Source organism: Mesorhizobium sp. M0243 (assembly GCF_040321775.1).
GTDB lineage: Bacteria > Pseudomonadota > Alphaproteobacteria > Rhizobiales > Rhizobiaceae > Mesorhizobium.
The window spans coordinates 38,442-52,250 of record NZ_JAMYSF010000015.1 but is presented as its reverse complement, the minus strand read 5'-3'; the positions used below and the strand labels follow the sequence as shown (position 1 = coordinate 52,250).

At 62.6% G+C, this 13,809-nt stretch carries 14 protein-coding genes and 1 pseudogene; 11 read left to right on the top strand and 4 right to left on the bottom strand.

Annotation, left to right across the window (positions count from 1 at the left end; genetic code table 11):
- The first annotated feature begins 5 nt into the window (after nt 1-5).
- Both NKJ11_RS19845 and NKJ11_RS19840 read left to right on the top strand, forming a co-directional pair.
- The gene (locus NKJ11_RS19845; RefSeq protein ID WP_023811876.1) at nt 6-443 is read left to right on the top strand and encodes a hypothetical protein; all 438 of its coding nucleotides are present in this window, start codon (nt 6-8) and stop codon (nt 441-443) included.
- Nucleotides 395-502 (top strand): annotated as a pseudogene (locus NKJ11_RS19840) (hypothetical protein); the annotation flags it as partial. The gene NKJ11_RS19845 and the pseudogene NKJ11_RS19840, both read left to right, overlap by 49 nt.
- On the opposite strand, the gene NKJ11_RS19835 reads toward NKJ11_RS19840, so the two are convergent.
- Both NKJ11_RS19835 and NKJ11_RS19830 read right to left on the bottom strand, forming a co-directional pair.
- A complete protein-coding gene (locus tag NKJ11_RS19835; RefSeq protein ID WP_352794101.1) occupies nt 481-1,161 on the bottom strand; it encodes a DsbA family oxidoreductase in 681 nt (226 codons plus the stop codon). The pseudogene NKJ11_RS19840 and the gene NKJ11_RS19835 overlap by 22 nt on opposite strands.
- A gap of 18 nt (nt 1,162-1,179) precedes the next feature.
- Complete coding sequence (locus NKJ11_RS19830; protein ID WP_352794099.1) at nt 1,180-3,000, bottom strand: extracellular solute-binding protein; 1,821 nt, start codon at nt 2,998-3,000, stop codon at nt 1,180-1,182.
- Nucleotides 3,001-3,232: 232 nt separating this feature from the next.
- Between NKJ11_RS19830 and NKJ11_RS19825 the strand changes: the two genes are divergently transcribed.
- On the top strand, nt 3,233-3,862 hold the full coding sequence (locus NKJ11_RS19825) for an invasion associated locus B family protein (RefSeq protein WP_352794098.1): 630 nt from the start codon (nt 3,233-3,235) through the stop codon (nt 3,860-3,862).
- Between the two features lie 71 nt (nt 3,863-3,933).
- Here the strand turns inward: NKJ11_RS19825 and hspQ are convergent, their stop codons facing one another.
- Nucleotides 3,934-4,257: a heat shock protein HspQ gene (hspQ, locus tag NKJ11_RS19820; protein ID WP_023811879.1), complete on the bottom strand. Its 324-nt coding sequence runs from the start codon at nt 4,255-4,257 to the stop codon at nt 3,934-3,936.
- 125 nt (nt 4,258-4,382) lie between these two features.
- Here hspQ and NKJ11_RS19815 point away from each other — a divergent pair, with 125 nt between their 5' ends.
- Nucleotides 4,383-5,345 carry an AEC family transporter gene (locus tag NKJ11_RS19815; protein WP_352630746.1) on the top strand — a complete coding sequence of 321 codons (963 nt, stop codon included), beginning with the start codon at nt 4,383-4,385 and terminating at the stop codon, nt 5,343-5,345.
- Here the strand turns inward: NKJ11_RS19815 and NKJ11_RS19810 are convergent.
- A complete protein-coding gene (locus NKJ11_RS19810; RefSeq protein ID WP_128305845.1) occupies nt 5,322-6,533 on the bottom strand; it encodes a UbiH/UbiF family hydroxylase in 1,212 nt (403 codons plus the stop codon). The genes NKJ11_RS19815 and NKJ11_RS19810 overlap by 24 nt on opposite strands.
- 70 nt (nt 6,534-6,603) lie before the next feature.
- Here NKJ11_RS19810 and NKJ11_RS19805 point away from each other — a divergent pair, with 70 nt between their 5' ends.
- The 7 genes from NKJ11_RS19805 (at nt 6,604) to NKJ11_RS19775 (ending at nt 13,766) form a co-directional block, all read left to right on the top strand.
- Nucleotides 6,604-7,542, top strand: a complete 939-nt coding sequence (locus NKJ11_RS19805; RefSeq protein WP_023811882.1) for a DUF2182 domain-containing protein — start codon at nt 6,604-6,606, stop codon at nt 7,540-7,542.
- Between the two features lie 14 nt (nt 7,543-7,556).
- Nucleotides 7,557-8,171: a DUF1326 domain-containing protein gene (locus NKJ11_RS19800; protein WP_352794097.1), complete on the top strand. Its 615-nt coding sequence runs from the start codon at nt 7,557-7,559 to the stop codon at nt 8,169-8,171.
- Nucleotides 8,168-8,986: a phosphatidylcholine synthase gene (gene pcsA, locus NKJ11_RS19795; protein ID WP_023811884.1), complete on the top strand. Its 819-nt coding sequence runs from the start codon at nt 8,168-8,170 to the stop codon at nt 8,984-8,986. Before NKJ11_RS19800 ends, pcsA begins: the two co-directional genes overlap by 4 nt.
- Nucleotides 8,987-9,030: 44 nt before the next feature.
- Complete coding sequence (locus NKJ11_RS19790; protein ID WP_352794096.1) at nt 9,031-10,008, top strand: quinone oxidoreductase family protein; 978 nt, start codon at nt 9,031-9,033, stop codon at nt 10,006-10,008.
- Nucleotides 10,009-10,141: 133 nt separating this feature from the next.
- Nucleotides 10,142-11,719, top strand: coding sequence for an ABC transporter ATP-binding protein (locus NKJ11_RS19785; protein ID WP_352794094.1), 1,578 nt, complete (start codon nt 10,142-10,144; stop codon nt 11,717-11,719).
- Nucleotides 11,716-12,846, top strand: coding sequence for an ABC transporter permease (locus NKJ11_RS19780; protein WP_352721481.1), 1,131 nt, complete (start codon nt 11,716-11,718; stop codon nt 12,844-12,846). Before NKJ11_RS19785 ends, NKJ11_RS19780 begins: the two co-directional genes overlap by 4 nt.
- Entirely contained in the window at nt 12,846-13,766 is a 921-nt protein-coding gene (locus NKJ11_RS19775; protein WP_352794093.1) for an ABC transporter permease, read from the top strand. Before NKJ11_RS19780 ends, NKJ11_RS19775 begins: the two co-directional genes overlap by 1 nt.
- The last annotated feature ends 43 nt before the right edge of the window (nt 13,767-13,809 follow it).

Genomic DNA, 13,809 nt, shown 5'->3' with positions numbered 1-13,809 from the left:
TCCCAATGCTTGCACGCGCGGCCGCAATCCTGTCCCTCTTCGCCTGGCTGCCCCTCGTACCTTTGGCGCATGCCGGCCAGCAGAGCATCCCGGCCAGCGCCGAAGGCCAGATCGAGTTCAACACGCCGTCCGGCAACATCGGCTGCATCTACACGCCCAAAGGCGGCACCGGCACCTATGAACCAAGGGATGGTGGCCCGGAGCTGAGCTGCTCGCGCGTCGAGCCAAGCTACGTCACGATTATCCTGGGTCCGAAGGGGCCAGCCACGCTGATCAAGAACCCAGGCGAGCAGGGCTGCTGCAGCGATGTCGACAAGCTTGGCTACGGCAACAGCTGGAGCGCCGGGCCGTTTTCGTGCCAGTCGTCAAGCAAGGGACTGTCCTGCACGGCCACGAACGGCCATGGATTTTTCATCAGCAAGGCCAAGGCGACGGTGAAGTAACGCTTGCTGCTGTCGCGGAGAGGAGAGGGCGGTCGGCTCAGCCGGCCTTTTCCAGTTCGCCGCGCGCCTTGGCGGCCGCCACCTGGCGAATGGCATCGGCCAGCGTGTCGGCATCCTGCGCGCCCATGACCGCGTATTTGTCCTCGAGCAGGAAGCACGGTACACCAGAAATGCCCATGCGCGACGCGGTGGCGATCTCCGTGCGCACCGCCTCGACATCGGCCTCGGTCGGCAAAAGCGTGGCGACCACGGACGCATCCATGCCGGCCTCGCGCGCCGCCTCGACCAGCACGGCATGATCGCCAATGTTGGCGCCTTCCTCGAAATTCAACTGGAACAGCCGGCGCACAAGCCTGTTCTGAATGGCTTCGCCGGCGGCACCTGCCCAGCGGATCAGCCGGTGCGCATCCAGCGTGTTCGGCGCCACCTTGATGGCGTCGAAGGCGAACGAGATGCCTTCGATTTCGCCCAGCGGCTCGATGCGGGCGTGAATCTCGCGGATGCGCTCGTCGCTGCCGAATTTTGCCAGCATGTATTCGCGGCGGTCCTTGCCTTCGGGCGGAATGGTTGGATCGAGCTGGAACGGCCGCCAGCGGACATGCACGTCGACATCGCTGACGGCGGCGATTGCCCTGTCGAGCCGCTTCTGGCCGATGAAGCACCAGGGGCAGACGACATCGGATACCACATCGACGGTGATGGCGTTCAATTCGCTCATCTCGATCTCCCTGATCCCTCAGTTGGGCTTGCGCCACCATGTTGGCAGTTGATACCCGAATATGGGTGTCTTTTGCGGATGTTCCAGGTAGTTCCAGTAGGCGACCCATTGCTGCGTGTTGTACTGCATCGGCACCATGTAGTTGCCGGAGATCAGCAGCCGGTCGAGAACGCGAACTGCGGCAACATAATCCTCCTTGGAACGGGCGCGCAGCATCGCCTCGATTGCCGCGTCCACAGCCGGATCGGCGACGCCGGCGAGATTGAACGAGCCTTCCGTCCTGGCCGCGGCCGAACTCCAGCGTCCGCTCTGCTCGATGCCGGGTGACAACGAGTTGTTGAAGCCGCTCGATCCGACCAGGACCTCGAAATCGAAGCGCTGCTTGCGCGACTGGATCTGATCGCCGTCGAGGCTGCGAATGGTGAGGTCGATGCCGATCTTCTCCAGCGTGCGCTGGTAGATGCCGGCAAGGCGCTCCTCGTCCTGCGACGCGGTCAGGATTTCGAAGCTGAAGGGTTTGCCTTCGGGATCGAGCATCGTTCCATTCTGCACGTGGTAGCCGACACTTTTCAAAAGATCGAAGGCTGCCTTCAGCACGCGGCGGTCCTGGCCCGATCCGTCGGTCACCGGCGGCCGCCATGTACCGTCCATGACATCGGCCGGCACGCGGCCGGGGTAGGGCGCCAGAAGCGCTTTCTCCTTGTCGTCCGCTGGATGGCCGAGCGCGGAAAGCTCGGAGTTTTGCCAATAGCTCATTGTCCGCGCGTACTTGCCGCCGAACAGGTTCTTGTTGGCCCATTCGAAGTCATAAAGCATACCGAGCGCGCGCCGCACGACCGGGTTGGCGAATTTCGGCAACCGCGTGTTGAACAGGAAACCAGTCACCACGGGCGGAATGCCGGTGTCGAAGGTCTGCGCGACCACATCGCCCTTGTGGAAGGCCGGAAAATCGAGATCGCGCTCGCGCTTCACCGGATCACTGTCGTCGTCGATGGCGCAAAGGCCTTTCTTGAACGCTTCGAGCTTGGCGTTGGCGTTGAGGAAATACTCGATGGTGATCTGGTCATAATTGTCGAAACCGCGCTTGGCCGGGACGTCCTTGCCCCAGTAATCCGGGTTGCGCTTGAACACGATGCGCTGGCCGGGCTGCACCTGCGCGATCGTATAAGGGCCGCTGCCGATCACCGGCTTGAGCGTCGTCCTGTCGAAAGTCTCCTTGTCGAAGGCATGCTTCGGGATGATCGGGGTCAGCGCGATGATCAGCGGGAATTCGCGATCGGCCTTGTCGTTGAAGGTGAAGCGCACGCTGTGATCGCCGGTCTTTTCGAGCTTGGCGACCCTGGCCATGCGGTCGCTGTAGGGCGGTCGCCCTTTCTCGGTGTAGACATCGTAGCTGAACAGCACGTCCTCCGGCGTCACCGGCTGACCGTCCGACCATTTGGCCTTCGGATTGAGATGGAATTCGATGCTCTTGCGCTCCGGGTCCATGTCGGCGCTGTCGGCCAACAAACCGTAGAGCGTGAAAGCCTCGTCGGCATTGCGCTGCATCAACGGCTCGAAGACCAGATTGCCGAAGATCGTGTCCATCATGCCGCGCGCCGTCGTGCGCAGGCTCTTGAGGATGAAAGGGTTGAGGTTGTCGAAGCTGCCGACGACGCAATACGTGATCGAGCCACCCTTCGGCGCATCGGGATTGACGTAGTCGAAATGCGTATAGCCGGGCGGCAGCGCGGGTTCGCCCTGCATGGCGATCGCGTGCTTCGGCTCCGATGCGGCCGGCTGATGCGAAAGGGCGAGAAACGATATCCCGGTGATCAGCCAAACAACAACGCGGCCCATGACCGTCTCCTTATTGGGTCGGCTTAATGATTCGGTGTGCACCCTAGCATGGGGCGGCTGCGCGCCGGCCAACCGCGCGTTCAACAATTGCTGACGCCGGGCTGGATTCGGCCTCGCTTGCAGTGTAACACGCCCTCCGAAGTCATTCTGTTGCCTCATTTCGGCAACAGGTAGCTGGACCACACGGCACGAAGAAGCCGGTCCTGGGATCATTTGAGAGGAAGTGCACGACATGACGAGCCTGAACAGCAACGCGTACCGCCTGTCGGTCATGGCCGCTGGCGTGGTCGGCTTTCTCGGCGCAGGACTTCCCCCTGCTTCCGCACAGCAGCAACAGCAGATTCCGCAAGGCTGGTTCAAGGCCTGCACCAAGCAGGAAGACGTCGACATCTGCAACGTCCAGAACATCACCACCGCCGGCAACGGCCAGCTGGTCACCGGCGTCAGCCTGATCGAGCTCAAGGGCAAGGTGAACCGCAAGGTGTTCCAGGTGACGGTGCCGACCGGCCGTCTGGTGCCTCCCGGCATCGGCCTGCAGATCGACACCGGCAAGGCGCAGAAGCTCGATTATGTGATCTGCTTCCCGGATCGTTGCGTGGCCGAAGTGCCGCTGACCGACCAGCTCGTCGCGGCATTCAAGAAGGGTCAGGCGATCACGCTGACTTCCGTCAATTTCCAGAACCAGCCCAATCCGATCAAGATCGCCCTGCAGGGCTTCAGCGGCGCCTATGACGGCCCGGCGCTGCAGCAGTCGGACATCGAGGACCGGCAGAAGAAGCTTCAGGACTTCGTCGCCAAGAACAACCAGGATTTCGCCAAGAAGCTCAAGGAAGAGCAGGACAAGGCGAAGACCGCCAACTGATCGGCCAATATCGCCGAGCCAACAAAGAAGCGGGGTCATGCCCCGCTTTTTTGTGCCCGTCTCTCCGCGGATTAGTGCCTTGACTGCCGTTTCGGCTGGTAGCCGCCGTCCGGCCTCTTGTCGAACATCTCCTTGATCTGCGGATGCCGGACTGGCTCACCCGACTGATCCTCAAGCAGATTCTGCTCGGAGACGTAGGCGATGTATTCGGTCTCCGAATTCTCGGCGAGCAGATGATAGAAAGGCTGATCCTTGCGCGGCCGAACGTCGGCGGGGATGGCTTCGTACCACTCGTCGGTGTTGGCGAATTGCGGGTCGACGTCGAAAATGATGCCCCTGAATGGAAACAGCCGGTGGCGAACCACCTGTCCGATTGCGAATTTGGCTGTTTTCATCGTACTCACCACTGAATTCCTTGGGCTTATTTGGCGCAGACCGCGCATCAATTCAATCCCGAGGCGCTTGACGCCCTATCAAGCAACGGGCTAGCCCGGCGCCAGGGTTTCGGACCAGCATAAAAATGTCTGACGTCATCGGTCTTGTTCTTCCGTTCTTCGGCTTGATTTTTGTCGGGTTTCTGGTGGCGCGCATCACCAGGCAGCCGCTGGAGGCGCTCGGCTGGATGAACACGTTCATCGTCTATGTCGCGCTGCCGGCCCTTTTCTTCCAACTGCTTGCCAGGACGCCGTTCGAAGACCTGACGGAATGGCGCTTCATCTTCGGTTCGGTCGTCTCCACCTTCATGATATTTTCCTTGATGTTCATGGGGTCGGTGCTGACCTCGCGCGGCGAGATAGCGCAATCGACCATCAAGGCGCTCGCGGCCGCCTATGGCAATATCGGCTATATGGGACCGGGGCTGGCATTGCTGGCCTTCGGCGAGGAGGCGGCTGTGCCGGTCGCCCTGATCTTCTGTTTCGAGAACATCATGCATTTCGCCCTCGCACCCATGATGATGGCGCTGTCGGGCGACGAGAAGACCACTCCTCTCCGGCTTGCGCTGGGTGTCGTGCGCAAGATCGTGCTGCACCCGTTCATCATCGCAACCGCCCTGGGTGTCGGCGCCGCCTATATCGGCTTTCGACCGCCCGTGCCGGTGGAGCGACTTCTGGAATATCTTTCCCGGGCGGCCGCACCTTGCGCGCTGTTTGCCATGGGCGTCACCCTGGCGCTCAGGCCGCTCAATCGCGTCCCGCATGAGATGGTTCCGATTGCGGCGCTGAAATTGATCCTGCACCCGTTGCTCTGCTATGTCGTGCTGAGCTGGATCGGCAATTTTTCTGAGACATGGGTCTTCTCGGCGGTGCTTCTGGCGGCATTGCCGACCGCCACCAACGTCTTCGTCATCGCCCAGCAGTATGGCGTCTGGGTACAGCGCGCGTCGGCCAGTGTGCTGATCACAACCTGCCTGTCGGTCGTGACCGTCACCGGGCTGCTCTACCTGATCCGGCACAATATCCTAGCGCCGGACCTGTTTCCCTAACCCGCCAGCAAGCGCGGCAAAACCGCTGCCGGGACGAAGTCCCTCGCGCATGAAAAAAGCCCGAAGCGGCGCGAAGCCTCCGAGCACACCGAGCCCGGCAACGCGGGCCATCTGCGCCGGCAGCATGTCGGAAAGCAGCGACATGTTGAGCAGGTTGACCACGCTGCTGCGCGCCAGAATATCGGGGCGGCGCTTGAAATCGTAGGCTGCAAGCGCCTTGGCTGCACCTGGATCGGCTCTATTTTCACGAGCGATTCCAATTAGATCGTCGACGTCCCTGATGCCGAGATTGAGGCCTTGCGCACCAATCGGGGGAAACACATGGGCGGCTTCGCCGACCAGCGCCACCCGATCTCGGGCGAAACGCAGTGGCGTCACCGCCGAAAGCGGATAGATCTGCCTGCCCGGCTCGACCGTTACCCGGCCCAGCATCGACTGCATCTGCTGTTCGACCCGCTGAGAAAGCGTCGCATCGTCCAGTGCGGCGAGGTCGGTCGCGGTCTGGGGCTTGACCACCCAGACCAGGCTGGAGCGATTGCCGGGCAGCGGGACCTGCGTGAACGGACCGGTCTCGGTGTGGAATTCGGTCGAGGTGAAGGCATGGTCGCCGCCATGGCCGAAATTGAGGACGAGAGCTGCCTGCGGGTAGGACCGGGCCGAGGTCGAGATGCCGGCCGCCTGGCGCGCCGGTGACAACCGCCCATCGGCGGCGACCGCCAGCGCTGCGTCGACCGTGCTGCCGTCGGACAGGACGGCACGGGCGCGCTCGGCATCGAGATGCCAGTTCGCCACCATCGGCATCAGCCGGTCGATGCCGGCATGCGCGGCAACGGCGCTGGCGAGTGCCGGGTTGAGCACGCTGTTGGGAAGGTTCAGCCCGAACTGGTCCTCGTCGATCTCGCTGGCACGGAAGGTGACGACCGGGCTGCGGATCAGCCGGCTGGTGGCGTCGACGATGCGCATCACTTTCAGGGCCGCCGCCTTGGATTTGACGGCTTCGAGCACGCCAAGCCGGTCGAGCACTTTCAAGGCAGGGTTCATCAGGGCCGTCGTGCGGCCATCGGGGGCGGTGGCCTCCGGCCCGACCAGTGTCACCGGGAAACCCTCGGCGGCAAAACCGAGCGCCGCGATCAGTCCTGCCGGCCCCGTGCCGGCAACCAGTATCCGCGCAGTTTGCTGATGCTCCAAGATCGGCTTCCGGCTTGCAATGCGAGGCGGTCCACCCGACCTGCCGTTCGATGAGCATATAGGTCAGATCATGCCGCTTGATCAACGCGGCGATTCGGCCCATTCGGATGTCATGACCGGCCAGCAGGACGACTTCAGGCATCTCGACCGCGCCGGCCGCGCCATGGCCGGCATCGCGCGCAGTCCTCGCGTCACGGTAAACGTCGTTGTCGGCGCTTGCATCCTGCTTGCCTGGCTGACCCTTGCCGCGATGGCAATCCGCGGCGCCGAAGGCGGGATTGCAGGCGTCAGCGCCCCCGGCGACACGATCCTGCGCAGCCTGCCGCAACTGCCGCTGCCCGATTTCCTGGAACGGTTCTTTGTGCTGTGCCTCTCACCGGTGCCTTTGGACACAAGTCTCGGCTTGCAGGCCGGCGCGCTCGTTTTCATGTGGTTCCTGATGGCGATCGCGACGATGCTGCCTTCGGCGGCGCCGATGATCCGCACCTATTGCGAAATCACTGACACGGCTCGCATCAAGGGCGAACCGGTCGTTCACCCGCTGGTGCTGGTCGCCGGCTACCTCAGCGTCTGGCTCGCCGCTTCAATGATGTTCGCGGCGCTGACCCTGGCCGCCCATGCATTCGCCTCGTCAGCCGGGATGCTGGATCCGGTCGTCGGCGTTGCCGGTGCGCTCGCTCTCCTGATTGCCGGCCTCTACCAGTTCAGCGGCCTGAAGGAGGCTTGCCTGAAGAAATGCAAGAACCCGTTCTCGGTCCTGTTTTCGAACTGGAGCGCGAGGCCCCTTAACATCTTTCGGCTCGGTGTCGCGCAAGGTCTGTGGTGTCTCGGCTGCTGCTGGGCCTTGATGCTGGTGATGTTCGCCGTTGGCGTCATGAACATTTTCTGGATGGCGTTGATCGGGCTGTTCACCCTGATCGAAAAACAAACCGCCAGCAGGGTTCCAACCCGGCTGGCCGGTGCGATACTGCTTGTCTGGGCAGCCGCGCTGCTAGTAGTCTCGCTGTGAGTGGGGGAAAATCGATGGCAGACCAGAGCTGGGCGATGAAGGGAGAGCTCGTACTCTCCTGCAATTGCACGGTTTTTTGCCCCTGCGTGCTGTCGCTTGGCAATCATCCGCCGACCGAAGGCTATTGCCAGACCTGGGCGGGATTTCGCATCGATGCCGGCCATTTCGGTGAAGTAGATCTGTCCGGCCTCAATCTCGGGCTGGTCATGGAAATTCCCGGCTACATGAGCCGCGGCAACTGGACCGCGGGCCTGTTCATCGACAGCCGCGCCTCTGTCTACGCGGTCAAGGCGCTGACAAAGATCTTCACGGGCAAGGCAGGCGGAACCACATCGCTGCTCTCCATCCTGGTCGGCAAATTCCTCGGCGTCGAACAAGTGCCGATCACCTATGAGACGCGTGACAAGACGCGTATCTTCCAGATACCGAGGATCATCGACGGGGCGGTGACACCCATCCCCGGCAAGGATCGCGACAAGGATACGGTGATCAGCAATTCGGAATACTGGATCGCGCCTGAGATCATCGTGGCAAGGTCCGACAAGAGCAACATGCGGGCTTTCGGCCGCAACTGGAATTTCGCCGGCCGTTCGGCCGAAATCTGCAAGCTGGATTGGCGGGGCCCGTGAGCAAGAACACAACGGCCCGAAAAGCCGCCAAAAAGATCACGGACCGGATTCCGCGCCCGAAAAAGAAGGTCACCTGGCCACAGGCGAGGGCGTTCTCCGTCCACCTCTTGACCGCCTCGGGGTCGTTCCTGGCCTTCCTGTCGCTGGTAGCGGCAAGCGAAGAGCGCTGGACGGCGATGTTCTGGTGGCTCGGGCTGGCATTGTTCGTCGACGGCATCGATGGGCCGATCGCGCGGAAGCTCGAGGTCAAGGAAATCCTGCCGACTTGGTCGGGCGAACTGCTCGACAACATCATCGACTACGTGACCTACGTGCTGATCCCGGCCTTCGCGCTCTATCAGCGCGGCTTCATGGGCGAGGGCCTGTCATTCCTGTCTGCGGCGATCATCGTCGTCTCCAGCGCCATCTACTATGCCGACACCGGCATGAAGACGAAGGAGAATTTCTTCAAGGGGTTCCCCGTGGTCTGGAACATGGTGGTGTTCACCCTGTTCGTCATCGAGCCCGGACAATGGGTTTCGTTTGCGGTGGTAGTGGTGGCCGGCGTCCTGACGTTCGTGCCGATCAACTTCATCCACCCGGTGCGGGTGGTGCGGCTGCGGCGCATCAACCTTGGGATGACTCTCTTGTGGTGCGCTTTCGGCGCGCTTGCCCTGGCCCAGGCGGCACTCGCTGCCTTCTACGATCAGATCGGCGTGCTGGGCGAGCAGGTCAGCACCTTCACCAAGATCGGCATCACCATCACCGGGCTTTACCTTGCCTGCATCGGTGGCATCATGCAGTTCTTTCCCAATCTCGGTGCCAAAAAGGCCTGATCAGCCACTCCCACAGAGAGCCTAGCCCCACAGGAAGCCTAGCAATGTCCAAAGCGATCCGCATTCACGCCAACGGCGGCCCGGAAGTCCTGACCTACGAGGACGCCGACCTCGGTCAGCCGGGATCCGGGCAGATCCTGGTCCGGCACACCGCGATCGGCCTCAATTTCATCGATGTCTATCATCGCTCTGGCCTCTATCCGCCGCCCGGCGGCTTCCCGCTCGTGCCAGGCAGCGAAGCCGCCGGCGTGGTGCTGGAGGTCGGCCAGGGCGTCGACTGGCTGAATCCGGGCGATCGCATCGCCTATGCGGTGACGACGGGGGCTTATGCGCAAGAGCGCGTCATCGATGCCAGCCGGGTCGTCAAGGTTCCGGATGGCATCAGCGACGAACAGGCCGCCGCGATGATGCTGAAGGGCATGACGGCGGAATATCTGCTGCGCCGGACGTTCAAGGTGAAGGCAGGCGACACGATCCTGTTCCACGCCGCGGCCGGCGGCGTCGGGCTGATCCTCGGCCAATGGGCAAAACACCTCGGCGCGACCGTCATCGGCACCGCCAGCTCGTCCGACAAGATCGAGCTCGCGAGGGCGCATGGTTTCGACCATGTCATCAACTACAAGGAACAGGATTTCGTTGCCGGCGTCGCCGCCATCACCGGCGGCAAAAAATGCGATGTCGTCTACGATTCGGTCGGCAACGACACATTTCCGGCTTCACTCGACTGCCTGCGGCCGCTTGGCATGTTCGTCAGCTTTGGCCAGTCATCGGGACCCATACCGCCGTTCAGCATGTCATTGCTGGCCCAGAAGGGCTCGCTGTTCGCAACAAGGCCGACACTGTTCGTCTACAACGCAAAACGCGAGGACCTCGATGCTTCTGCCGCCGCTCTGTTCGAGGTCGTGCTCAGCGGCGCGGTCGAAATCAAGATCAACCAGCGCTACTCGCTTAAGGATGCCGGCAAGGCGCATTCCGACCTCGAGGGCCGCAGGACGACAGGGACGACCATTCTCATCCCTTAGTCCGTTCTGCCTTGCTATCCCTTGAATTTCCGCTGAAATTCTTGAAGCTCTTTCAAGACGCGTGCCGCTTTCCGATGAGAGCCGGCCGCGCCTACCATGCCTGCGGGAACACAGAACATGTCTGGCTAACCAGATGGGAGGCACTGTGAGTGCAAATCACGACGGCACGAACCTGCTTGAGGTGCGTGGCCTCACCAAGATATTCGGCACGCTGACGGCGTGCGATCACATCGATCTCGACATCGCCAGGGGTGAGATCCACGCCTTGCTCGGCGAAAACGGTGCCGGCAAGTCGACGCTGGTCAAGATGCTGTTCGGCTCGCTGGAGCCCAATTCCGGAGAGATCTTCTGGAACGGCCAGGCGGTCAGGATTTCCAACCCCGGCGCCGCGAAAAAACTCGGCATCGGCATGGTGTTCCAGCATTTTTCGCTGTTCGAGGCGCTGACCGCGGCCGAAAACATCGCGCTATCGCTGGACGACGGCTCGCCGATCAGCAGCATCGCGGCCAAGGCGAGGGCGCTTTCCTTCAGCTATGGCCTGCCGCTCGATCCTGAATCGCTTGTCGGCGACCTGTCGGTGGGTGAGCGCCAGCGCATCGAGATCATCCGCTGCCTGCTACAGACGCCGCAGCTCATCATCCTCGACGAGCCGACCTCGGTGCTGACGCCGCAGGAAGCCGACAAGCTGTTCGAGACGCTGGAGCGTTTGCGCTCGGAAGGCAAATCCATCCTCTACATCTCGCACCGGCTCGAAGAGGTCAAACGCATCTGCGACCGCGCCACGGTGCTGCGTCACGGCAAGGTGGTCGGCCACTGCAATCCGCGTGAGGAAACAGCCTCTTCGCTGGCTCGCATGATGGTCGGCAACGAGGTGCAGGCCGTGGTGCGCGCGCCGGTCGAGGGCATCGACAAGGCGCCACCGCTGCTCGAAATCCGCAATCTCAATCGCAAACCGGCAACACCGTTCTCGATACCGCTCAAGGGCATCAACCTGAACGTCCGCGCTGGCGAGGTGATCGGCATCGCCGGCGTCGCCGGCAACGGCCAGGGCGAGTTCTTCGAATCCGTTTCAGGCGAAGTGCTGCAGCAGAATGCCGCCTCGGTGCGCATTCGTGGCAAGGATGCGGGAGGCCTTAGCATCACCGGACGCCGACTGCTGGGCGCCGCCTTCGTGCCGGAGGAGCGCCTCGGCCACGGTGCCGCACCGCGCATGAAGCTTTCCGAAAACCTGCTGCTGTCGCGCCATGCCACCGACGGCAAGGCGTTCGTCGGTTCCGGCGGGATGGTCAAGAGCGCCGCCATCCAAGCCGCCTCCCAGCGCATCATCGAGGCGATGGATGTGCGCAAGAGTGCGCCGGATCCGGAGGCTGCGGCCCTTTCGGGTGGCAATCTGCAGAAATTCATCGTCGGCCGTGAACTCGACCGCCGGCCAAGCGTCATGGTGGTGAACCAGCCGACCTGGGGCGTCGACGCGGGCGCTGCCGCCCACATCCGCCAGGCCTTGATCGAGCTGTCGCGCGGCGGATCGGCGGTGCTAGTGATCAGCCAGGATCTCGACGAGCTGTTCGAGATATCGGATGCGATCGCGGTCATGCACAATGGCGAGCTGTCGAAGCCGATGCCGATCGCCGAGGCGACCTTCGAAAAGGTAGGTTTGCTGATGGGCGGCGCCGAACCAGGCCACGCCGAACACTCGCTGGAGACGGCATGATGCGCCTCGAACTCGTCAAACGCCCGCAGCGTTCCATGCTTTTTTCGGCCCTGTCGCCGTTCATCGCCTTTGCGCTGACCATCATTGCCGGCGCCGTCATGTTCGCGCTGCTCGGTGTCAATCCCCTGACCGCGTTCAATATCTATTTCATCGAGCCGATCAGCCAGGTCTGGCAGCTGCATGAACTGGCGATCAAGGCAGCGCCGCTCATCCTGATCGCTGTCGGCCTGTCGGTCTGCTACAAGGCCAACATCTGGAACATCGGCGCCGAAGGCCAGTTCATCCTCGGCGGCATTGCCGGTTCGATGATTCCGGTGCTGTTTCCGCAGTTCGAAGGTCCGCTGGTGCTGCCGCTGATGCTTTTGCTCGGCATGGTCGGCGGCGCGGCCTATGCGGCGATCCCGGCTCTGCTCAAGACTCGCTTCGGCACCAACGAGATACTGACCAGCCTGATGCTGGTCTATGTCGCGCAGCTCTTCCTCGACTGGCTGGTGCGCGGACCCTGGCGCGATCCGCAGGGCCATGGTTTCCCGCAGACCATCCAGTTCAACGATTCGGCCGTGTTGCCGGAGCTGATGCCGGATGCCGGGCGGGCAAACTGGGGTTTTGTCTTCGCATTGGTCGCCGCGGTGCTGGTCTGGATCCTGATGAGCCGCATGCTGAAAGGTTTTGAGGTGCGCGTGCTGGGCTCAAGCCCGCGGGCAGGGCGCTTCGCCGGCTTCGGCCTCAACCGCATGGTCTTTTTTGCTTTCCTGCTGTCAGGCGCGCTGGCGGGACTCGCCGGCATCTCCGAGGTCTCGGGCGCCATCGGCCAGTTGCAGCCCGTCATCTCGCCCGGCTACGGCTTCACCGCCATCATCGTGGCGTTCCTCGGCCGTCTCAACCCGCTTGGCATCGTTGCCGCCGGACTGGTGCTGGCGCTGACCTATCTCGGCGGCGAAGCGGTGCAAAGCGCGCTCGGCATCTCCGACAAGGTGGCGCGGGTGTTCCAGGGCATGCTGCTGTTCTTCGTGCTCGGCTGCGACACGCTCATCCACTACCGCATCCGCGTGATCGGCCTGGCGCTGACCAAACCGGAAGGCGTGGCCAAACTCGAAGCCGCACCGAAGCTGAAGGAAGCCCGTTGATGGACATCACCGTAAACATCCTTCTGACCATCGCCACCGCGGCAACGCCGCTGTTGATCGCGGCAATCGGCGAGCTGGTGGTCGAGCGCTCCGGCGTGCTCAATCTCGGCGTCGAGGGCATGATGATCATGGGCGCCGTCGGCGGATTCGGCGCGACCTATCTCACCGGTTCGCCCTGGATCGGCCTTTTGGCGGCAATCGCCATGGGCGCGGTATTCTCGCTGCTGTTTGCCGTCATGTCGCTGTCGCTGGCCACCAACCAGGTGGCGACCGGCCTGTCGCTGACGCTGCTCGGCCTTGGCCTGTCCGGCATGATGGGCACCAGCTTCGTCGGCCAGCCCGGCGAAAGGCTGCCCAACCTCTACATTCCCGGCCTGACGGAAATCCCTGTGGTCGGCAGGCTGCTGTTCGGGCAGGATCCGATCTTCTACATCTCGATCGCGCTGACCGCGGCCGTCATGTGGTTCCTGTTCAAGACCCGGACCGGGCTGACGCTGCGTTCGATTGGCGACAGCCACACCTCGGCGCATGCGCTTGGCATCAAGGTGATCCGCTATCGCTACCTCGCGGTCATCTTCGGCGGCGCCTGTGCCGGTCTCGCCGGCGGCCATCTCTCACTAGTCTACACGCCGCAATGGGTCGAGAACATGAGTGCCGGCCGCGGCTGGATCGCGCTGGCGCTGGTGGTGTTCGCCTCCTGGCGGCCATGGCGGGTGCTGGCCGGCGCCTACATCTTCGGCGCGGTGTGGATCGGCCAGCTTCATGCACAGGCTTTTGGCATTCCAGTGCCCTCGCAGTTCCTTTCTTCGCTGCCCTATCTGGCAACCGTCGTGGTTCTCGTTCTAATCTCGCGCAACAAGCGTCTGACGATGATGAACACGCCGGCTTCCTTGGGGCAGCCATTCGTTCCGGATCGTTGACAATAAAAACAAACGGGAAGCTCCAAGGCTTAACTCAGAGAGG